Source organism: Novosphingobium sp. 63-713 (assembly GCF_001898925.1).
In the GTDB taxonomy this organism is placed as follows: domain Bacteria; phylum Pseudomonadota; class Alphaproteobacteria; order Sphingomonadales; family Sphingomonadaceae; genus Novosphingobium.
In genome coordinates, this window is sequence record NZ_MKVS01000008.1 from 427087 (window position 1) to 447365 (window position 20279).

At 63.2% G+C, this 20279-nt stretch carries 15 protein-coding genes; 9 read left to right on the forward strand and 6 right to left on the reverse strand.

What is annotated here, in order from left to right:
• Positions 1-106: 106 nt before the first annotated feature.
• Positions 107-2599: a TonB-dependent receptor gene (locus tag BGP00_RS07140; protein ID WP_292689765.1), complete on the reverse strand. Its 2493-nt coding sequence runs from the start codon at positions 2597-2599 to the stop codon at positions 107-109.
• 455 nt (positions 2600-3054) lie between these two features.
• On the opposite strand from BGP00_RS07140, the gene BGP00_RS07145 reads away from it, so the two are divergent.
• The 4 genes from BGP00_RS07145 (at position 3055) to BGP00_RS07160 (ending at position 8649) form a co-directional block, all read left to right on the forward strand.
• Entirely contained in the window at positions 3055-4482 is a 1428-nt protein-coding gene (locus BGP00_RS07145) for an MFS transporter (RefSeq protein WP_292689764.1), read from the forward strand.
• The gene (locus BGP00_RS07150) at positions 4472-6520 is read left to right on the forward strand and encodes an alpha-galactosidase (protein ID WP_292689763.1); all 2049 of its coding nucleotides are present in this window, start codon (positions 4472-4474) and stop codon (positions 6518-6520) included. Before BGP00_RS07145 ends, BGP00_RS07150 begins: the two co-directional genes overlap by 11 nt.
• A gap of 94 nt (positions 6521-6614) precedes the next feature.
• Positions 6615-7784, forward strand: a complete 1170-nt coding sequence (locus tag BGP00_RS07155) for a glycoside hydrolase family 68 protein (protein WP_292925727.1) — start codon at positions 6615-6617, stop codon at positions 7782-7784.
• Position 7785: 1 nt separating this feature from the next.
• On the forward strand, positions 7786-8649 hold the full coding sequence (locus tag BGP00_RS07160; RefSeq protein ID WP_168604870.1) for an ROK family protein: 864 nt from the start codon (positions 7786-7788) through the stop codon (positions 8647-8649).
• A 1-nt stretch (position 8650) separates the two neighbouring features.
• Here BGP00_RS07160 and BGP00_RS07165 read toward each other — a convergent pair whose 3' ends face one another.
• Positions 8651-9652, reverse strand: coding sequence for a LacI family DNA-binding transcriptional regulator (locus BGP00_RS07165; protein WP_292689759.1), 1002 nt, complete (start codon positions 9650-9652; stop codon positions 8651-8653).
• Positions 9653-9855: 203 nt separating this feature from the next.
• Here BGP00_RS07165 and BGP00_RS07170 point away from each other — a divergent pair, with 203 nt between their 5' ends.
• Positions 9856-11184: an acetyl-CoA hydrolase/transferase C-terminal domain-containing protein gene (locus tag BGP00_RS07170; protein ID WP_292689757.1), complete on the forward strand. Its 1329-nt coding sequence runs from the start codon at positions 9856-9858 to the stop codon at positions 11182-11184.
• Between the two features lie 54 nt (positions 11185-11238).
• Entirely contained in the window at positions 11239-11844 is a 606-nt protein-coding gene (locus tag BGP00_RS07175; protein WP_292689756.1) for a DUF938 domain-containing protein, read from the forward strand.
• Here the strand turns inward: BGP00_RS07175 and BGP00_RS07180 are convergent.
• Positions 11841-13022 (reverse strand): cytochrome P450, encoded by a 1182-nt coding sequence (locus BGP00_RS07180; protein ID WP_292689755.1) that lies wholly within the window; start codon positions 13020-13022, stop codon positions 11841-11843. The genes BGP00_RS07175 and BGP00_RS07180 overlap by 4 nt on opposite strands.
• Positions 13023-13113: 91 nt before the next feature.
• On the reverse strand, positions 13114-14865 hold the full coding sequence (locus BGP00_RS07185; RefSeq protein ID WP_292689753.1) for a cation:proton antiporter: 1752 nt from the start codon (positions 14863-14865) through the stop codon (positions 13114-13116).
• Positions 14866-15019: 154 nt separating this feature from the next.
• Between BGP00_RS07185 and BGP00_RS07190 the strand changes: the two genes are divergently transcribed.
• From BGP00_RS07190 to BGP00_RS07200, 3 genes are all read left to right on the forward strand, one after another.
• Positions 15020-15685, forward strand: a complete 666-nt coding sequence (locus BGP00_RS07190) for a TetR/AcrR family transcriptional regulator (RefSeq protein WP_292689751.1) — start codon at positions 15020-15022, stop codon at positions 15683-15685.
• A 103-nt stretch (positions 15686-15788) separates the two neighbouring features.
• Positions 15789-16799, forward strand: coding sequence for an alpha/beta hydrolase (locus BGP00_RS07195; RefSeq protein WP_292689749.1), 1011 nt, complete (start codon positions 15789-15791; stop codon positions 16797-16799).
• Entirely contained in the window at positions 16796-17080 is a 285-nt protein-coding gene (locus tag BGP00_RS07200) for a cytochrome c (protein WP_292689747.1), read from the forward strand. The genes BGP00_RS07195 and BGP00_RS07200 overlap by 4 nt, the downstream gene beginning before the upstream one ends.
• Before the next feature lie 240 nt (positions 17081-17320).
• Here the strand turns inward: BGP00_RS07200 and BGP00_RS07205 are convergent, their stop codons facing one another.
• A complete protein-coding gene (locus tag BGP00_RS07205; RefSeq protein WP_292689745.1) occupies positions 17321-18232 on the reverse strand; it encodes a ThuA domain-containing protein in 912 nt (303 codons plus the stop codon).
• Positions 18229-20214, reverse strand: a complete 1986-nt coding sequence (locus tag BGP00_RS07210) for a pyrroloquinoline quinone-dependent dehydrogenase (RefSeq protein ID WP_292689744.1) — start codon at positions 20212-20214, stop codon at positions 18229-18231. The genes BGP00_RS07205 and BGP00_RS07210 overlap by 4 nt, the downstream gene beginning before the upstream one ends.
• Positions 20215-20279 lie beyond the last annotated feature (65 nt).

Consider the following 20279-nt stretch of genomic DNA (forward strand, 5'->3'; position numbering starts at 1 on the left):
TTCTCCCTTGTTTCTCTGTTCTAGACCAAAAAGAAGGCGGGCCGGAAGTGTCCTTCCGTGCCCGCCTCCCCGTTTCTCTTGCTGCGGCCTGTTATGGCCGGTCAGATCAGAACTTGTACTTCACCGAGGCGGTCATCGTGCGGCCCAGCATGGCCGAATTGTCGAAGATCGCCTGATTGGCCGTCAACCCGCCGGCGCCGCGTGCCTGAAGGCTGCCATTGTTGGCGCGATAGCCCAGCGTGTTGAACAGGTTGTTGACGTTGAAGCCAACTTCCACATTGTCCATCGGGCGAACCTTGACATAGCCATTGGCAAAGACCGAGCCGGGCGCCGTGATCGTGCCGATCGAAAAATCGGACTGGCCCGAAACGCTTACACCAATCGCCGCCTTGCCCATGTCATAGCTGGGCGAGACCAGGAAGGTCCACTTGGGCATGGCCATCGGGGTCAGATTGGTCTTGGTGTCCTTGCTGTCGGTATAGACCACATAGCCGTTCATCGCGAAATCGCCGTAGCGGACATTGCCCGAAAGCTCGACGCCGCTGGAGTGATAGATCGTGTCGGTGAACGGGTTCTGCCCACGGCTGATGGCGGTGAAATCGTAGTTCGATTCCTTCACCTGCGCGCGGTAATAGGTCGCTTCCACGTGATAGCGCGCGCCGCCGATGCTGCCGTTGTGCTTCACGCCCACTTCCTGCTGCGTCACGGTGTTGACCGCGAGGTGGTCGCCGCCCGCCGTCAGCTTGCCATCGGCGGTGAAGCTGTTGCCGCCATAGAGCATGCGGTCGGCATTGAAGCGGCCGCCGCTGCTGGCGCGGACGAAGACATTGGTGTTGTCGGTCAGCTTGTAGAGCGCGCCCAGCGACCAGCTGGAATAGCTCTTCGTGTAGTTCAACCGGTCCGCCACCACCGAGGAGGTGTTCCAGGTCGGCAGGGTGGCGCTGCCCAAAGCATCGGTAACCGTGATCGTGCCGGTCTGCGTGGTGCCATAGGACACGCCGTCAGCCTGAAGCATATCGCGGCGATAGGAGGCCGAGAGGTTCAGGCGGCCAATATCGGTTTCGCCTTCGAGGTAGAGCGCATCGTCGGTGTAAGCCACATCATAGCTGCGCCCGCCGCAGCAGCCGCCCCACTGGTTGTTATAGCCCGTCACGCCATTGGCGGTAAGCTGGGCGCCAGCGGCGGTGTAAAGGTTGAGCGGCACCGGATTGCCATTGCTGTTCAGCGTCTGGGTCGCGTTATTGATGCGCCAATCCATCGAGATGTTCTGGCGCATATGGAACCAGCCCGCGCGGATATTGACCTTGGCGCCCTTCACATCAAACTTGCTCTTGAGCGTCAGATCGCTGGCCAGGCTGCCTACATCCTTCATGTTGACATAGGCCTGCGCGCTGTTCGACAGGAAAGCACCGGTGTAAGCCTGTCCGGCCAGCGGACCGGCGGCATATTTGATCGCGCCGATCGTGCGCGCATCCGCTGTGCCGTTCACGCCGCCGATGGTCTGACCCAGCAGGCTGCTGGTGGCCATTTCGCCGGTCCACTGGTTGCTGAACGTGCCGCTCATATCGGTCCAGCGGATCTTTTCATCCAGCGTGAAGAGGGGCGAGAATTCATAGTGAAACTCTCCGCCCACCGCCGTGGAGACGGGATGGATGCCCTGCATCTGGACATTCTGGAGCGAGCCATTGGCCGCCAGGACATTGAAATTGCGGTTATAAATGCCGGTGGAAGCATATTGGCGAGCGTCCACACCGGGCAATGGCGAGAAGCCGGTGATCGTATTGCCCGACAGCGTGGCCAGTGCGGGCATCGAGGTGAAGGTCGGCTCCTGATCATCAAGGCGCTTGAAGTTCAGGCGGATATAGCCCTTGCCGTCAGCGATGTCCTTGGTGATGTTGCCCTTGATCTGATAGCCCTTGCTGGCGGTGTAGGGCAGATGGGTCGGCCCGTTGCCATCGACCACATAGCCACCAAGGTGATAGCGCACGGTGTCGCTGATCTTGCCGCCATAATCGAAATCGAGACGGAATTCGCGATAGTTGAGCGCGGTGGAAAGGCCGATTTCGCCGCCTTCCTTGGTGCCGGTCTTGGACACATAGTTGATGACCGCGCCCGGCGCCTGGCTGGAGAAGGTCGAAGCGCTGCCGCCGCGCACCGCTTCCACGCGGTCCACATTGTTGTCAAAGCGGACCCAATAGTCATTGTTGCCGAACTGCATGTCGCCAAACAGCACAACCGGCAGGCCATCTTCCTGAAGGCCGACATATTCCGAACCGCCGGTGGAAACCGGAATGCCGCGCACGCCGATGTTGGCATTGCCGCCCGGACCGGCAGTATCCTGCACATTCAGACCGGGAATGGAGCGCAGCACTTCGGCCTGCGAACGCGGGGTGAAATTGGTGATCGCTTCCTGGCTGAGCTGCGAGACCGAGATCGAACTGTTCTGCGCAGTCTTGCCCGCGCTGGAAGCGGTAACGACGATGGCCTGCGAGTCATCCGGCTTGTCGCCCGATGCGGCATCCGCCGCCATGGCAGGGGCCGAAAGGCTGGCCAGACTCAACGCGGCAAACGATACGCACGACTTGAAAACTGATTTCATGATCTGATCCTCCCCCAAGAGGTATGGAACGCCCCCGGGTTCTTCCGGGCAGCTCATAAAAAATCCCTCTAAACCCCAAAACAATCGGTTGCAATAGGTTTTGCAATCGAGTGCATTTGTGGTTCTGACTTTTCCTTTCCTGTGGCAAATCGGCTACACCAACCCCGGCCCTCATCATCCGGGATCGATTTGAAACATGGTTTTACACCCTCACGCGCGCGCGTTAAAGTTACGACAAGGCAAGCTGCGGGTTAGGCACTAATCCCTCCGGACAGGATCAGATCGCCCAGCCCGACAGAGCTCTGGCTCCACCCCACCGACACATAAAACAGCCCGCGAATCGGAAAGTGCGACAAATCTATGCAAACGATTGTTGCACTTCCTCGTGACACAGGCTAAGCCAATGGAGCAAGAACGAGTCAGCCCCACGAAGAGGGCGTCAGGAAAGGATGCCCATGGCCCACGCCGCCCCCGCCGATCTGGTTGCTCACCCGGCCCGCACAGACGCCCGAAAGCCCCATCTGTCGCTGCTGCGCATTGTTGAAATGAACCTGGGTTTTCTCGGGCTGCAATTCAGCTTTGGCCTGCAGCAGGGCAATATGGTGCCGATCTATTCGTGGCTGGGCGCCGATGAGGCCAGCCTGCCGATCCTGCAGCTGGCAGGGCCGATGACGGGGCTGCTGATCCAGCCTTTGGTAGGCGCGATGAGCGACCGGACCGACTCGCGCTTTGGCCGCCGCACGCCCTATTTCCTGATCGGCGCGATCCTGTGCAGCCTTGGCCTGTTCCTGATGCCGCATTCCTCCAGCCTGCTGATGGCGGCCAGCCTGCTGTGGCTGCTGGATGCAGGAAATAACACCACAATGGAGCCATATCGCGCCTATGTCTCCGACCGGCTGAACGCCGATCAGCATGAGATCGGCTTTCTCAGCCAGAGCGCCTTTACCGGCCTTGCGCAATGCATGGCCTTTCTCAGCCCTTCGATCCTGGTCTATTGGTTCGGGGTGGATCGCAATGCGGTGGATGCGCATAATATCCCCACGATCACGCATATTTCCTTCCTGATCGGCGCGGTCCTGTCGATCTGCACGATCCTGTGGTCGGTGCTGCGCGTGCCCGAATTGCCCACCACACCCGACGAACGCGAACGCATCGCGGCCAGTGAAAAGACCGCCGGGGCCGCCCTGCGCGAGATCGTTCAGGCCATCGTCGAAATGCCCCGCGCGATGCGGCAAATGGCGTGGATGAGCCTGTTTCAATGGTATGGTTTTTCGATTTACTGGTCCTATGCCGCGCTTTCCATCGGCCGCTCGGCCTTTGGTACGGCGGACAAGACCAGCGCCCTGTTCCGCGATGCGGTGCTGACCACCCAGCAACTGGGGGCCTTCTATAATCTGATCGGTTTTGGCGCGGCCTTTGCCATGGTGCCTCTGGCGCGGCGGTTTGGCGCATCGCGGATGCATATGGTGGCGCTGATGCTTTGCGCGCTGTCCTTGCTGATGCTGCCCGGCGTCGGCCCGGGATCGGCCCATGCCCCGGCCATTTTCACCACGCTGGCCATGCCTGAATTGGGCAGCCACCTTGCGCTGATGATCCCGGCGCTGGGCCTCGGCCTTGGCTGGGCCAGCATCATGGGCAACCCCTATGTCATTCTGGCCCGCGCCATCCCGGCCGAAAGGACCGGGGTTTACATGGGCATTTTCAATATGATGATCGTATTGCCCATGCTCATCAACGGGCTGACCTTCGGCTGGATCTATCGCCATGTGCTGAACGCCGATCCGCGCCATGCGATCAGCTTTGCCGCCCTTCTCCTGTTCTGCGCGGGCCTGACCATGATCCGCGTCCGTGACGTTCCCGAGGACAATCGCCGTGCCGCCTGAATTCGTCACGCTCCATTCGCCCGCCTGCACGGCCATCTGGGAAGTGCGGCCCGATGAGGCGGCGCTCTGGCGCTATTGGGGCCCGCGCCTGCCCGATGGCGTGGTGCCGCCCGCCCCCCTGCGTGATACGCGGCCCGAACCCAGCTTCTCGCTGCATTTCGACCAGCCGCTGTCGATCTTTCCCACCATGGGCATGGGCTGGTTCGGGCCAAGCGCCCTGGTGGCCAGCCGCGCCGGACAGGATTGGGCGCAGGCGATCACCGCAATGCGCGTGGAAAAGATCGCCGATGGCGTGATCTTCCACATGGCGGACAATGTGGCGCGGATCGCCGTGGCCATCACCGCCCGCCTCGATCCGGCGACGGACACGCTCACGCTCTCCACCACGCTGACCAATGCGGGCGATGACGTGCTGGAGGTCGGCTTTCTGGCCTCGGGCAATCTGCCCCTGCCCGCCGATGCGGACCGCGTGCGATCCTATGGCGGGCGGCATAACAGCGAATTTGTCGCCATCGACGATGCGCTGACCCGCAGCCAGTGGCGGCGCGAGAACCGGCGTGGCCTGACCAGCCATGATTGCTTCCCCGGCGCGATCGTTTCCTGCGCGGATGGCGCGGCCTATGGCGCACAACTGGCGTGGAGCGGCAACCACATCCAATCCATCGAGTGGCTGGACGACGGCCGCCATCAATGGACCATGGGCGAGGCGCTGGCGCCGGGCGAAATGCGCCTCGCGCCCGGCCAGAGCGTGACCACGCCCGAGATCCTCGCCAGCGTTTCAGGCGAAGGGGCCAATGGCGTGTCATGGGCCTTTCACCGCGCGATCCGAACGCGGATGACATGGCCCGATGGTGTGATGAAGCCCCGTCCGGTCCATCTCAACACGTGGGAAGGCTTTTATTTCGACCATGATCTCGATGCGCTGAAAGAACTGGCGGATGCCGCCGCGCGCGTGGGGATCGAGCGCTATGTGCTGGACGACGGCTGGTTTAAGGGGCGCGATGATGACACCTCTTCGCTGGGCGACTGGGTGGTCGATGCACACAAATATCCCGATGGGCTGATGCCTCTGGCGCGCCATGTGGTCGATCTGGGCATGGAATTCGGCCTCTGGGTCGAACCCGAAATGATCAACCCCGACAGCGATCTTTACCGTGCCCATCCCGATTGGGCGCTGCATATCGCGGGCCGCCCCTTGCTGGGCGCGCGCAACCAACTCGTGCTGGATATGAGCCTGCCGCAGGTGCGCGACTATCTGTTTGATGCGGTGGCGCAGCATTTGCGCAAATTGCCGATTTCCTATCTGAAATGGGATCACAACCGCGACCTGACCCATGCCGGAAACAGCGCGAAGTTCCGCGCCCAAGTGCTTGGAACCTATGAGCTGATGGCGCGCCTGCGCGCGGCCTTCCCCGATGTGGAAATCGAAAGCTGCGCGGGCGGCGGCGGGCGGATCGATGCGGGCGTGATCGCCCATACGCATCGTTTCTGGACAAGCGACTGTATCGACGCAATCAGCCGCGTCTCGATCCAGCGCGGCTTTCTGCAATTCATGCCGCCCGAGGTGATGGGCAGCCATGTCGGCGCCTGCCCGGCCCATTCAACGGGGCGGATGCAGTCGATGCCCTTCCGCGCGGGCGTCGCCCTGCCCGGCCATTTCGGGGTCGAGCTTGACCTGCGCAAACTGACCCAGGCCGAAACGGACGATCTGGCCGCCACCATCGCCCGCTACAAAGCCCTGCGCGACCGCCTGCACCATGGCCGCTTGTGGCAGGGCGAAGCGGGCGACAGCGTGGTCTGGCAGGCACATGGCGATGAGGACCAGCTGCTGCTGATCGTCACCCGCACCGCGCCGACCACCATGCGCCATCAACCGCATCTGCGCCTCGACATGGTCGATCCTGCACGGCGCTATCGGTTGACGCGCGATGGCACGGCGGCGGTCGACATGGACGGTGCGTGGCTGGCCCGGATGGGTCTGCCCCTGCCCCCGATGAAGGGCGAGGAAGTGCTGGTCTATGAATTGACCGCGCGCTGATCCAAGCCTCGTGCATAAGAATGCAAACGATTGCCTATTCAGCAATCATCACCTACAAGCCCGAAATGGCCAGATATACCGGGAGAGAATGACCGTGACGCAGCCCAGCGTTCCCCCCTCGATTTCCACGTGGCGCGCGCAGCATGTCAGCGCGATTGTTCCGTCCGCGCAAAATACCATTCCGCTGATCGATCCGGCCGATGTTCACCCCATCCTGCCCGGCATTGACCTGTGGGATCTCTGGCCGCTGCAGAATGCCGATGGCAGCACGACCCTGTTTGACGGGGCCAGCCTGTGGTTCGTGCTGTGCGCCCCCGCCCTGCCCGATCCGGAGGCGCGCCATGACATCGTGCGCATCCGCCTCATGACCCATGCGGCCGATGGCACTTGGCGCGACCATGGCCATGCTCTGCCCGACGGGTTCAACCCCGGCAGCCGCGAATGGGCAGGCAGCGCGCTGTGGCATCCGGAAAGCGCAGAAGTCACTCTGTTCTACACGGTCGCGGGCTATCCGGGCGAGGAAACCCGCTCTTTTGCCCAGCGCCTGTTTCAGACCAAAGGAAAGCTCAACACCGATGATTTCACCATCACCGGATGGAGCCCCCCGCATGAGAATATCATTGCCGACAACGTGAATTACACGCTGGTCAACCAGCGCGAGGGCGCGCCGGGCTTCATCAAGGGTTTCCGCGATCCGGCCCATTTCCGCGATCCCAAGGATGGGGCGACCTATATCGTCTTTACCGGCTCGCTCCAACTATCGACCCATGCCTTCAACGGCTGCATCGGCATTGCGCAGGCCACCAATGAGGCGCTGACCGACTGGGAAATCCTGCCCCCGATCCTGAGCGCCGATGGGCTGAACAATGAGCAGGAGCGCCCGCTCCTCATCCACCGCGGCGGGCATTATTACCTGTTCTGGTCCACCCAGCGTAAGGTCTTTGCCCCCGATGGCCCCTCCGGCCCCAATGGCGTCTATGGCGCGGTGGCCGAGAATGTGCTGGGGCCTTGGCGTCCGCTCAACGGCACCGGCCTAGTCGCGGCCAATCCCGATGAAGCGCCGTTCCAGACCTATAGCTGGTGGGTGGATGCCGATCTCGATGTCTGGGGCTTTATCGACTATCCCGCCTGCACCGCGCAAACGAAAGTGGACGATCCGGCATGGCGGCGCGCCCATTTTGGCGGTACGCCTGCACCCACATTCCGCATCGCGCTGGATGGCGATCGGGCATGGATAGATCAGGCTGGGGTAAAGGGGGCATAAGATGGCGCAATATGGCCTGATCGAGGCGGGCGGCACCAAATTCGTAGCGGGCATCGCCGATGAAGAGGGCACGATCTATGCCCGCCACCGCATCCCCACCACCACGCCCGAGGAAACGCTGGGCGCCACCATCGGCTGGTTTCGCGAGCAAGGCCTCAAGCCCGAGGCCATCGGCATCGCCAGCTTTGGACCGCTGGACCTCAACCGCGCCTCGCCCACATGGGGCCATGTCACCCGCACGCCCAAGCCGCATTGGAGCGGTGCGGACCTGACCGGGCCGTTTGCGCGCGCGTTTGGCTGCCGCGTGGGGCTGGAAACGGATGTGAACGGCGCGGCTCTGGCCGAGGCGCGCTGGGGCGCGGGGAAGGCGGCCGGTTCGCTGCTTTATCTGACCATCGGCACGGGCGTTGGCGGCGGTTTTGTTTCCGATGGGCGGCTGCTGCATGGCCTGTCGCACCCGGAAATGGGGCATATCCGTATGCCCCGTCATCCTCAGGATGTGGATTTTGCCGGGCATTGCCCGTTCCACGGCGATTGCCTCGAAGGTCTGGCCTGCGGCCCGGCGATCATCGCGCGCTGGGGCGTCTCGCTCTCCGAATTGCCCGAGGGCCATCCGGGCGCGGACATCATCGCATGGTATCTGGCGCAGGCCGCCGTCACGTTTCAGGCGATCATGGATCCGGCCCGCATCGTCATGGGCGGCGGGGTCACGGCCACGCCCGGCCTGCTGGACAAAGTCCGCACCATGGCCGCGCAAAGCGGCGCGGGCTATTTCGTGGGCAATCCGGCCGAGGTGATCGTCGCCCCCGCGCTGGGTGACAATTCGGGCCTCTTGGGCGCTTTGGCGGTGGCGCTGGGTATTTAACTCAGGCTGATGCGCGCAGGACCAGTTCCGGTTCCATCACCACGCTTTGCGTGTCCTCGCCCGCGATGCGGCGCACGAGCATATCCACCAGATGCTCGGCGCCGCGCACCAGATCCTGACAGATCGTGGAGAGCTGCGGCACGGTGTGCTCGCCGATGGTCAGCCCGTCATAGCCCATCACACGCACATCATTCGGCGCCGACAGGCCCATCACCGCCATCGCCCGCAAGGTCTTGAGCGCGATCACATCCGAGGCTGCCACGATGCCGATTGGTCCATCGGCGGCCTGCCCCAGAAAACCGGCAATTTCCGGCCCGAATTCATCATCGGTCAGATGCGCGGGCTCAATATGCGGCTCGCCCATACCGGCGCGGGCCAGAGCATCGCGCACGCCCTGCAGACGCTGCTCGATCTCGCGCGTTTTGGGATCGCCGAAAAAGGCGATCTTGCGGCAACCCTGCGCGATCAGATGGCTGGCCGCCAGATCGCCGCCCTTGCGGTTGTCGCTGCCCACGCTGCAATGCACCTGATCGGCATCATAGCCGCCCCAGACCACCAGCGGCCGGTAATCCTTGGCCACCGCGTCAATCGTGGCGGCCTGATCCGACTGCCCGATCACGATCAAGCCATCGACGCGCCCCGAGGTGGCAATCCGGTCCAGCCACGCGCTGTCGGTGGGGATCACGCGGCTGAGCAGCAGGTCATAGCCGCGCTCGGTCAGCTTGTCGGCCAGCAGGCCCAGCATGGTGATGAAGAAAGGATCGGTCAGATGCTGGGCTGTTTCATGGCCCAGCGGGATCAGCACGCCGATGGTGTTCGTACGCTGAATCCGCAAATTGCGCGCCAGCAGATTGGGCCGAAATCCATGCTCCTTGGCCAGCGCCTGAATCCGTTCGCGCGTCTTGAGGCTGATCAGGGTCGAGACTGCCAGCGCGCGCGAAACCGTACCTGTCGACACTCCGGCCAGATCGGCCAGTTCCTTGATATTGCGAATTCTGCTCATGCCTGATGGGCGCTTTCTGGCGAAGGATCGGGCCTTCTCGGGCCACAGGCAAACAATTGCAAGATTATTCTATGGCGACGCAAATCCCAATAATCCGATGGTCGGGTATGATCGCCCCATCGCAGCCCTTGGCCGAGCGCGCCTCTGTCTCTAGTCTGTGATGCAGACCCCGCCGAACCGGGGCGCAAGAGGATGAGACGGTGATGATGGATCTGAATGCGCAATATCGCGCCCGCCTGACCACCCCGGCCATGGCCGCCGCGATGATCCCCGACGGGGCGCGGGTTGCGCTGTCCTTGGGCGCAGGGGCGCCGCCGCTATTGCTGCATGCTCTGGCCGATCGAGCGCGGGCGGGCACGGCGCGCGACATACGCTTTTACTATATGCTCTGCACCGCGATTGCCGGGCGCACCATCTTTGACCCGCAACTGACCGACCGCCTGATCCCGATGAGCTATTTCCACAGCGGCGTCGAACGCATGCTGGATAAAGGGCGCGGGGGCGATGAGTTCCTGGTCGATTACATCCCATCCCATTTCAGCCAGATCCCGCGCTCCATGGTCGAACATGTCGGCGTCGATACGCTGATCGCCACCGTCTCGCCCATGGATGACGAGGGGTTCTTCAGCCTTGGCACCAACACCGATTATGCGCTGGCCGTGGCGCGCAAGCCGGGGGCGAGGATCGTCTTTGAGGTGAACCGCCATATGCCGCGCGTGCGGGGCGATTGCCGCGTGCCTTTGTCGGATGTGGCCGCGCTGCTGGAAAATGACGCGCCGCTGGTCGAAGTGCCGCCTGCGCCTCTGTCTCCGGTCGATATCCGCATTGGCGAGATCATTGCGGGGCTGGTCGACGATGGCGCGTGTTTGCAGATGGGGATCGGCGCGCTGCCCGATGCGGTCTGTGCGGGGCTGCACCACCATCGCCGCCTTGGCATCCATACCGAGCTGATAACCCCCGGTCTTGCCGAACTGGTGCGCCGGGGCGTGGCCGACAATTCGGCCAAGCAGACCCATACCGGCGCCACCATCTTCACCTTCGCGCTGGGCGACCGGGCGCTTTATGATTTCATCGACGACAATCCCGCCGCGCAGGCTTTCCCGGTCGAATATGTCAACAACCCCGCCGTGATCGCCCGCAATGATCGCGTCGTCTCGGTCAATGCCACCACGCAGGTCGATTTCCACGGCGCATGCAATTCCGAATTCGTGGCCGGGCGGCAATTTTCCGGCACCGGGGGCCAGGTCGATTTCGTGCGCGGCGCCTATATGTCGGCGGGGGGCAAATCGATCATCGCATGCCATTCCACAGCAGCGGGCGGCACGATCTCGCGCATCACCCCGCGCCTGTCGGGACCGGTAACAACAGGGCGCAATGATACGCATCTGGTGATCACGGAATATGGCGTGGCCGATATGAAGGGCAAAACGCTGGCCGAGCGTGCGCAGGCTCTCATCGCCATCGCCCATCCCGATTTCCGCGATGACCTGTATCGCGAGGCCCATGCGATGCGATTGACAGGGAATGGCTGATGCAGCGGGCATAAGGGCTTGGCAGGCGCAATGCGCGCCGTCTAATCAGGGCGCATGACCAGCCAAGACCTGCGCCGTATCGCGCCTGCCGCCGCGCGCAATCGCGATCCGATCCTCAACGTGCTGCGCGATGCGCTGCCGCGATCGGGCGTGGTGCTGGAACTGGCCAGCGGGTCGGGCGAGCATATCGTGCATTTTGCCCGCGCCCTGCCCGATTTGCATTGGCAGCCCTCTGATCCCTCGCCCGATGCCTGCGCCTCGATTGCGGCATGGACGGCGGCGGAGGGGCTGGACAATGTTGCGCCGCCGCTGGCGCTGGATGCGGCGGGGGAATGGCCGATAATGCAAGCCGATGCGATCCTGTGCATCAACATGATCCATATCAGCCCATGGGCCGCCACGCAGGGGTTGATGCGCGGCGCGGGGGCGATATTGCCTTCGGGCGGATTGCTCTATCTCTATGGTCCCTATCGCCGCGCGGGGGTGGCGCTGGAGCCCAGCAATGCGGCGTTTGATGCGGATCTGCGGGCGCGCAATCCGGAATGGGGCCTGCGCGATCTGGAGGATGTCAGCGCTTGCGCGGCCCGGCACGGGCTGCGGGTCGAGACGGTTCTGCCCATGCCCGCCAACAATCTCTCGGTCCTGCTGCGCCGCGTTTAGAGGAAGCGCAGCGGCACCGACAGCGCGCCGATTTCGGGCCAGCGGCTCATCGCGATCTCGCCCGCCAGTTCGAAACCGTTGGGAGTGGCGGCAAGGATTTCCTCCAGCGCAACCTTCAATTCCATCCGTCCCAGATGCAGCCCCGGACAATTGTGCGGCCCGCGGCCAAAGGCGAGATGCTCGGCAATGTTGGGGCGGTTGAGGATGAACCGGTCGCCATCGGGAAACACCTCCTCATCGCGGTTGGCCGAGCCGTAGAGCAAGGCCACCGCCTCGCCCGCGCAGATCTTTTCACCTCGAATTTCAATGTCCTGCACCGCCGTCCGGGCAAAGCCGCGATAAGGGGTATAGAGGCGCAGGAACTCCTCAACCGCCGCCGGGATCTGGTCGGGGTTCGCGCGCAACTGGTCCTGCAACGCGCGGTCGCGGCACAGATGCACCGCCATATTGCCCACCATCACCAGCGGCGCGACAATGCCCACCAACAGAATTTGCCGCACCGACCCCACGATCAGTTCATCGGGCAATCCCTGCCCCTCATGCCGCGCCTCCAGCAGGGCAGTGGTGGGATCGAGCGCCGGATCTTCGGGATGTTCGCGGCGGATGGCGATCAATGCGCGCGCCATGTCATAGAGGCGCAGGCTGGTTTCCTTCATCTTGTCGGGATCGTTCAAATGCACCGCCAGCACGAATTCGCGCCCCTGCCGGTGGAGCGTTTCGAGCCATTCGCCTGGCATCCGCATCCATTCGCCAAAGATCTGCACCGGCAAATGCGAGGAAAACTCGATGCAGATATCGCCCCCGCCCCGCGCCACCAGGGGGGCCAGCGCAGCGCGGGTCAATTCGCGTGCGCGCGGCTCAAGCGCCTCGGATCTCTCGCGCGAAAGCAAGGGGTTAAGCGCCTTGCGATAGGGCGTGTGTTCGGGCGGATCGAGATGGAGCGGAGGCCGCCGCCCGGTAAAGGCCACCTTGGGCACCACATTCTGCACCGTCGTGGTGAAGGCGGCATAATCAGACGCCGCCCGCTTTACATCCTCATATTTGGTCAGCGCCCAAAAACCGCCCAGTTCCGTGGCATGGGCCACCGGGCATTGCGCGCGCAGGCGGGCGTATTCGGCATGGGCGCTGTCAAAATCTTCGGGGGCGGCAGGATCAAAATCGGCGCGAGTCTGTTTCATGGCGTCCATCGATATGGCGCACAGCCCATTTATGCAAGCGCTATCATTATCCCTTACATAAAGGATTGCATAAACGCATCGATGGTTCGGCTTACTCCTCGCCCGATGGCCGCACGATCATCATGCCGCGCGCGGCGCGCACGTCGCCCGCCTCGATTTGGATCTTTAACCGCTCGCGGTCATTGGCGCGGTACACTTCCTCGGCGCGGTTAATCGCCTCGATGCTTACCCCGCTGTCCTCCAGCGCAAGGCGCGCCATCTTGACCGCTGATTCCATCACCTCGCGCACGATCCGCGAGGCGGGCGATTTCTTCAGCCGGATCACCGCGCGCCGGTCATAGGCGCGCACATAGAGACTGGCCTCGGGGAAAGCGTGATGGACGGCCTCGACCGCATCGGCCGAAAGCTGGTCGCCATCCATGCAGAACAGGATCATGCTGGCATCCTCGGCCCCGGCCAGACGCAGGAGGTCGAGCCGTGTGCCGTCGCCGAAATAGACCTTGGCGCCAAAGCTGCTGGCGATGTCGATCATTTCGATATCGGTGTCGATCATGGTCACCGATATGTCGCTGGCGTTCAGCATCTGGGCCACACTTTGGCCAAAGCGGCCATAGCCCACGACGATGGCGGCGGCGCGGTCCGCATTTTCCGGCCCGGCGCGCTCGCCCTGCGCCATGGCGGGCTCTTCGCGCATCCGCTTGGTGGCCTTCATCAGGAAAGGCGTGGTGGCCATCGAGACGGTGACAATCGCGCCGAACAGGCTGGCTGCCTCTGGCGCGATCAACAGTGCATGTTGGGCCTGCGTAAACAGCACGAAGCCGAATTCGCCGCCCTGGCTGAGCAACAGGCCCAGCGCCAGAGCGCCGCGCCACTTCATGCCGAACATCTTGCCGATGGCAAAGATCGCCAGCGTTTTAATGGCCACCAGACCCAGCGCCATACCGATGACGAAAAACGGCCTTTCGGCAATGGTGTGCAGGTCGAGCATCATGCCCACCGCCAGGAAGAACAGGCCGAGCAGGATCGAGCGGAAAGGCTCGACATCGGCCTCCAGTTCATGCCGATAGGGCGAATCCGCCAGCATCACGCCCGCGATAAACGCCCCCAGCGCCGTGGAAAGCCCCAGCAGTTCCATCACCGCCGCGCTGGCCATCACCGTGAACAGCGCTGCCACGATGAACATTTCCCGCTCGCCCAGATTGCCGATCAGGCGGAACAGCGGACGGATGAGATAGCGCCCGGCAAGGATCAGCCCCGCAATCGCCAGCACCGTATACAGCCCCAATTGCCAGCCCGGAGGCCCATTGGCATCGGCCGGATTGCGGCTCATCGTGGCGATGATGGTGATCATCGGGATAATCGAGAGGTCCTGAAACAGCAGGATGGCAAAGGTGCGCTCGCCAAAGGGGGTGCGCAGACGGCCCGCCGCCTGAAGCATCGGCAGGACCTGCGCGGTGGACGACAGCGCCAACGGCATCCCCAGCGCCAGCGCCGCCGTGGGCGAAAGCATCGTGGCCACATAGATAAAGCCCGCCAGCGCCGCGCCGCAGGCCACCACCTGTATCGCGCCCAGCCCCAGAATATCGCGCCGCATCTTCCACAAACGCGCCGGGTTCAATTCCAGCCCGACCAGAAACAGCAGCAGCGTGATGCCCAGTTCGGCAAAGCCCATCTTCTGCTCTGCCTCGCCCACAAGGCCCAGCACATGCGGCCCGACCACCGCGCCGGCCAGCAGATAGCCCAGCGTGGCCCCCAATCCCAGCCGCCGGAACACCAGCACAAATACCATGGCAAAACCAAGCAGCAGAAAACCATCGTGCAGCAAGGACGAGCTATTTTCCATGAATTAACCGGGCTTTCTGACTAGAGTATGCCCCCTTGTGGCACATCCGCCCGGCGCCTGCCACCCCGACGGGGATGACAAGCGGTAACGCTTGGGCTAGGCCGATCATGGTTCAGGCATGGGATCGCTCTGACCCGCGGGAGTTGCAGGCAAGGTGACGCAAGACAGCACGGCTCAATCGGAAAATACGGGTCTTTCCAAGCGCCAGTTGACCGCGCTGCGCACGCGCGAAGACATTCTCGAAGTTGCGGGCCACGAATTTTCCGAAAAAGGGCTGGCGGGCGCGCGGATCGACGAGATCGCGGAAAAGACGCAGACCTCCAAGCGGATGATCTATTACCATTTCGGCAGCAAGGACGGGCTGTATCAGGCCGTGCTGCAACGCGCCTATGAAACGATCCGTAATCAGGAACAGGCGGCGCGGTTTGAGGATCTCTCGCCTGAACAGGCTTTGCGCGCGATCATCGGGCACAATTTCGACTATCACTTCGAACATCCCGATTTCGTGCGTCTGGTCATGAACGAAAACGTCCACAAGGGCGAACATATCGCCCAGATCCCCGGCATGCGCGAACGCAACCGCACGGTGATCGCCGCGCTGGGCGCGATTTTGAAGAAGGGCGTAGATCAGGGCGTGTTTCGCGATGGGATCGATCCGGTCGATCTGCATATGACGATTTCGGCCCTCTCCTTCTACAACGTATCCAACCGGTACACTTTCCGCCAAAACTTCGGCGTCGATTTTGCTGAATCCGCGCAAAAAGCGCGGCGCCGGGTGCAGATCATCGATTGCGTCCTGCGCTGGGTGAAGGTCGGATAAGCAGGGTTTTCCACGCCTGATACAATTTGCGCCACGCGCCCCGTTGCGCCCTTGCGACTGATGTGTACTATCTGGTTCACATAACACAGTCTGAGAGGGCCTCATGAGCAAATATCTTCTTACCCTGGCGCTGGCCATGGCGCTGCCCGGCGCGGCGCATGCCGGGGCTGCCAAGCCCGCCCCGCGCGTGTTCCCCGTGGCGGCCCAGCCGGTGCTGGAGGATCACTATCCGGTGCATGTCACCGGGTGGCCGGGCGGCGTGACCAGCCTTGCCGATGTCACCTATTCCACCATCCCCGGCTATCGCCCGATGATCGTCGATATCTATATGCCGCCCAAGAGTGTCGGGCCCAAGCCGCTGGTGCTCTATATTCACGGCGGCGGCTGGGTGGCAGGGCATACGCGCCATTCGGGGGCGCTGGCCGATTTTCCCGCCGCGCTGGCACGTCTGGCGGGCGAAGGCTTTGTGGTGGCCAGCCTCGAATATCGCCTCGCCGCCGAAGCGCCCTTCCCCGCACAGGTTCAGGACGCCCGCGCGGCGCTGCGCTTCCTGAAGGGCAATGCGACCCGTTTTGGCATCGACCCCACCCGCACCGGCATCTGGGGCGGATCGGCGGGCGGCCACCTCTCGGCGCTGACGGCGCTGAGCTGCGGTGACGCCTCGCTTGACGCCCCCGGCACCAAAGCCGCGCCGGGCAGCGAATGCGTGCAGGCCGCCGCGATCTGGTACGGCGTGTTCGATTTCGCCGCACTTTCCGCTGGCCGCCCCGGCGGACAGGATGGCGCGGCGGGCAAACTGCTGGGCTGCGATGGCCCCTGCACGGCGGAAAAATTCGCCGCCGCCAGCCCCAACACCTATATCGACGCCAAAGACCCGCCCTTCCTGCTGATCCACGGCGTCGAGGACAAGACCGTCCCCGTCGCCCAATCGCATCTGGCCGAGGAGAAGCTGAAGGCTGCGGGCGTGCCGGTGGAAAGCATCTATATCGATGGCGTCGATCACAGCTTCATCGGCAAGACCCCCGAGCAGACCCGCGAGGCAACCCTGCGCGCGATGAACGCCACGTTCGACTTCCTCCACGCCCGCCTCGACAAGAAGAGTCCGGCGAAATGAAGCCTGTATGGATGGCGCTGCCGATTATGGCCGCGCTGCTGGCAGGCGGACTGAGGGCGCAGGATACCGCGCCCTCCTTTCCCGCTGGCGAAGGACAGGCCGCCGTGCAGACCGCCTGCGCCGCATGCCACCCGCCCGCCATCGTCGCCGGCAAGCGCTATGACGCCGACAAATGGGCCGAGGTGGTCGATCAGATGATCGGCAAGGGGGCCAAGGTGTCGGACGCCGATTATGATGTAATCGTGGCCTATCTGGCGAAGAATTATGGGGTGGGGAAGTAAGGGTTAAATGCGAGGGACTCGTCCCTCGCGCTCCCATGACTGCCTATGTTGCGCCACGAGTTCGGCCGATGGGTGTCGGACGCGGCCTCGGAATTTTCAAAGCCTGCGGCGCCGTCAAATAGCGCCGCAGGCTTTCATTCATGGCACACAAACGTAACGCCGCGCCCCCTGCGCCACCCCATTAACGGGATTGCAAAGGGCCCCCGCCCTTTGCCCGCCGGAGGCATAAATCCCCCCCGCTCACTTCATCCCATGCGGCACCGGCTTCTCCCCCCCATTCACCGCCCACTTCACCGCCTCCAAAACCATCGTGCGGATGCGCGGATCGTCCCAACTGGCGTCCGTATGCCCAAGGCCGGAATAGAACACGCGGCCCTGCCCATAGGATTTGATCCACGCCACCGGAAAATCGCCATCCTTGCGGTGAACCATGGGCGCGGCCATGTTGACGCTGGACGTGTCGATGCGGGCCAGCACATCCACCTTGTCGCGCGAATAGGGATTGGGCAGCATCTGGTAATGCTCGTCCTTCAGCACCATGCCGGTTTTCAACGCCTTCATCGCGGGGAATCCGGGCCGCTCAACGATGATCTTCGCGTCGGAAATCATCCATGGGTGGTTATCGAAAACCCCGCCCAGCATCTCGCCATATTCAGGCCAGTTGGTGGCCGTCGCCGTGGCAGTGTGGATGCCGATGAAGCCCTTGCCGTCCTTGGCCACGTAATCGAGCAGGTCCTGCTTCTGCTGGGGCGAGAGGGTGGTGTCGCCGTTGGTGTAGAACAGCACGGCGTCGAAATAGTCGAGGTTCTTGCCCCTCGCCTGTTTCGGCCCCCCCTTGGCATAGTCGAACTTGCCCCAGGTCTCGCCCTTGGTGATCCAGTCCATGTCGGTGCGGATGAAGGTGACATAGGCCCCGCTCTCGCGCCCAATTTGCTCGATCACGGAGACGGCATGGCTGACGGCCATATGCGCACTCTGGTTGCCGGTCGAAAGATCGGCGATCACCAGCAGGCGCTTCTTGCCCGCATAGACATCCTGATAGCCGGGCGGCGGGGTGCGCGGCGGGCCATTGGGCGCGGCAGGCGGCGGAGTTTGGCCGGAAAGCATCAGCGCCAGACCGGCGCAGGCGGCAATACGAAGCGCGATTTTCATTGTCCGGCATCCTTCTTTGGCCCAGAATCTTTTCCGGGAAGGGCAAAGGCAGTGATCGTGTCCGATGTCAGCGGGCTGTCGAGGAAGGTGCCCCCCGTGGCCGCGATGGCCACATATTGCCGCCCATCCTTGCCCGCATAGGTCATGGGCGTGGCATGGGCGGCAGCGTCCAGCTTCACCTCCCACACCATCTTGCCCGTCGCCGTGGCAAAGGCGCGGAAGCGGTTATCATCGGTCGCCCCCACAAAGGTCAGCCCGCCCGCCGTGGTGATGGCCCCGCCCATATTGGGCCGCCCGGTCAGTTTTTTGCCCTCTGGCGCCTCGTCGGAAATGCCCAAAGGCACCTGCCAGCGGATCTTGCCAGTCGTCATATCGACGCCCCACAACCGTCCCCACGGCCCCTTCTGACACAGCAGGCGGGAATTGTCGGGACGAAACCGACCCGAAGGCTGGCCCCGCTCAAACGGCAGGGGCCCCTTGGACGGCACCAGTTTGGTCGCCTGCCCCAGATCATGCGTGTTGACCACCAGCAGGCGTTGCGCCGGGTCATAGGTGGCCCCGCCCCAATTGCCCCCGCCCAGCAGGCCGGGGAAGCTGATCGTCACCTTGTCCAGATGGACGGGCGTATAGATCGGTCCCTCGACCATCTGATTGTCGGCAATCCATTTGGCACATGTATCGTGCAATTCCGGCGTCAGGTCGGTGATGTCATTCTTGATCGAAAAGCTGGTGCGCCCCAGCGCCGGGGTAACCAGCGGGAACGGCTGAGTGGGCGATGGTTTTTCGCCCGGCACATCGCTGCCCGGAACCTTGCGCTCGGCGATGGGGAAGATCGGCTTGCCCGTCTCGCGGTTCAGCACGAAAAGCAGGGCGGATTTCGAGATCACCGCGACGGCGGGGACCGTTTTGCCCTTGACCGTGGCGTCGAACAGCAGGGGCGCGGCTTCCAGGTCGCCATCCCAGATGTCATGATGAACCACCTGAAAATGCCAAAGATATTTGCCTGTCCTGGCATCGGCAGCCACCAGCGAGGTGCCGAACAGATTGTCCCCTGCCCGATCCCCGCCATAGCGGTCAAACGTGGGCGCGCCAAAGGGCATGTACACAATGCCGCGCTTCTCATCGAGGCTGAGGAAACCCCATGCATTGACCCCGCTGCGCCCTTCCGCGCTGCCCGGCGCCCATGTGTCATAACCCTTCTCGCCCTTGCGCGGCACGGAATGGAAGGTCCAGACCAGATGGCCATCGCGCGCGTCCCAAGCGCGAACATCGCCCGCCGCGCCCTTGGCCGGGAATTCCTGCACCGCGCTGCCAGTGATAATCAGGTTGCCATAGACGATGGGCGGGCTGGTCATGCCGTAGAAGCGGGCGTCATTGCCGCCCAGGATCTCGGGCGTTTTCATTTCGACCACGCCATGCTCGCCAAACCCTTCCGCAAAGGCTCCGGTCGCCGCGTCCAGCGCGATCAGGCGGCCATCGCGCGTGCCGAACACGATGCGCGGGGGCGTTTGCGCATCGCCCGCCCAATATTCAACGCCGCGCAAGCTCGGTTGGCCGGGGCCGGGAATAGTCGTGGCCCAGATTTCCGCGCCCGTATCAGGATTGAGCGCCACCACGCGGCCATAGGGTGTGGACACGAACATCCGCCCGTTCACCACCAGCGGCGTGACCTCGGACCCGGCAAAACGGCTGCGGCGGGCGCGGGGGCCAGCGGGAGCGCCGCCTGCGGTCATATCAGGCAGGCCCTCCGCGCGGCGCTGCGCATCCGCATTGGCGTCCGTGGTGGTCGCGGGCGTGGCCGGGCGCATGTGATAGGTCCATGCCGGGGCCAGATTGCCCGCATTGGCCGGGGTAATCTCCTTTAGCGGCGAGTGGCGCTGCCCGCCCTTGTCATGGCCATAGGTGGCCCAGTCGCCCGGCGCTTGGGCAAAGGCGACACCTGACAAGAGCGCAGTCGCGATTCCGGCGAATCCCCATCGCATCACATTCTCCCACTTTTGATTTATGAACTGGTTCGTACATAATTCTTCCCAAGGCAAGCGCTTTC

Bases quoted from the DNA above. Each gene is read 5' to 3' on its own strand.
- BGP00_RS07140 (WP_292689765.1), bottom strand. From the start codon at position 2,599: ATGAAATCAGTTTTCAAGTCGTGCGTATCGTTTGCCGCGTTGAGTCTG.
- BGP00_RS07145 (WP_292689764.1), top strand. From the start codon at position 3,055: ATGGCCCACGCCGCCCCCGCCGATCTGGTTGCTCACCCGGCCCGCACA.
- BGP00_RS07160 (WP_168604870.1), top strand. From the start codon at position 7,786: ATGGCGCAATATGGCCTGATCGAGGCGGGCGGCACCAAATTCGTAGCG.
- BGP00_RS07165 (WP_292689759.1), bottom strand. From the start codon at position 9,652: ATGAGCAGAATTCGCAATATCAAGGAACTGGCCGATCTGGCCGGAGTG.
- BGP00_RS07170 (WP_292689757.1), top strand. From the start codon at position 9,856: ATGATGGATCTGAATGCGCAATATCGCGCCCGCCTGACCACCCCGGCC.
- BGP00_RS07175 (WP_292689756.1), top strand. From the start codon at position 11,239: ATGACCAGCCAAGACCTGCGCCGTATCGCGCCTGCCGCCGCGCGCAAT.
- BGP00_RS07180 (WP_292689755.1), bottom strand. From the start codon at position 13,022: ATGAAACAGACTCGCGCCGATTTTGATCCTGCCGCCCCCGAAGATTTT.
- BGP00_RS07185 (WP_292689753.1), bottom strand. From the start codon at position 14,865: ATGGAAAATAGCTCGTCCTTGCTGCACGATGGTTTTCTGCTGCTTGGT.
- BGP00_RS07195 (WP_292689749.1), top strand. From the start codon at position 15,789: ATGAGCAAATATCTTCTTACCCTGGCGCTGGCCATGGCGCTGCCCGGC.
- BGP00_RS07200 (WP_292689747.1), top strand. From the start codon at position 16,796: ATGAAGCCTGTATGGATGGCGCTGCCGATTATGGCCGCGCTGCTGGCA.
- BGP00_RS07205 (WP_292689745.1), bottom strand. From the start codon at position 18,232: ATGAAAATCGCGCTTCGTATTGCCGCCTGCGCCGGTCTGGCGCTGATG.
- BGP00_RS07210 (WP_292689744.1), bottom strand. From the start codon at position 20,214: ATGCGATGGGGATTCGCCGGAATCGCGACTGCGCTCTTGTCAGGTGTC.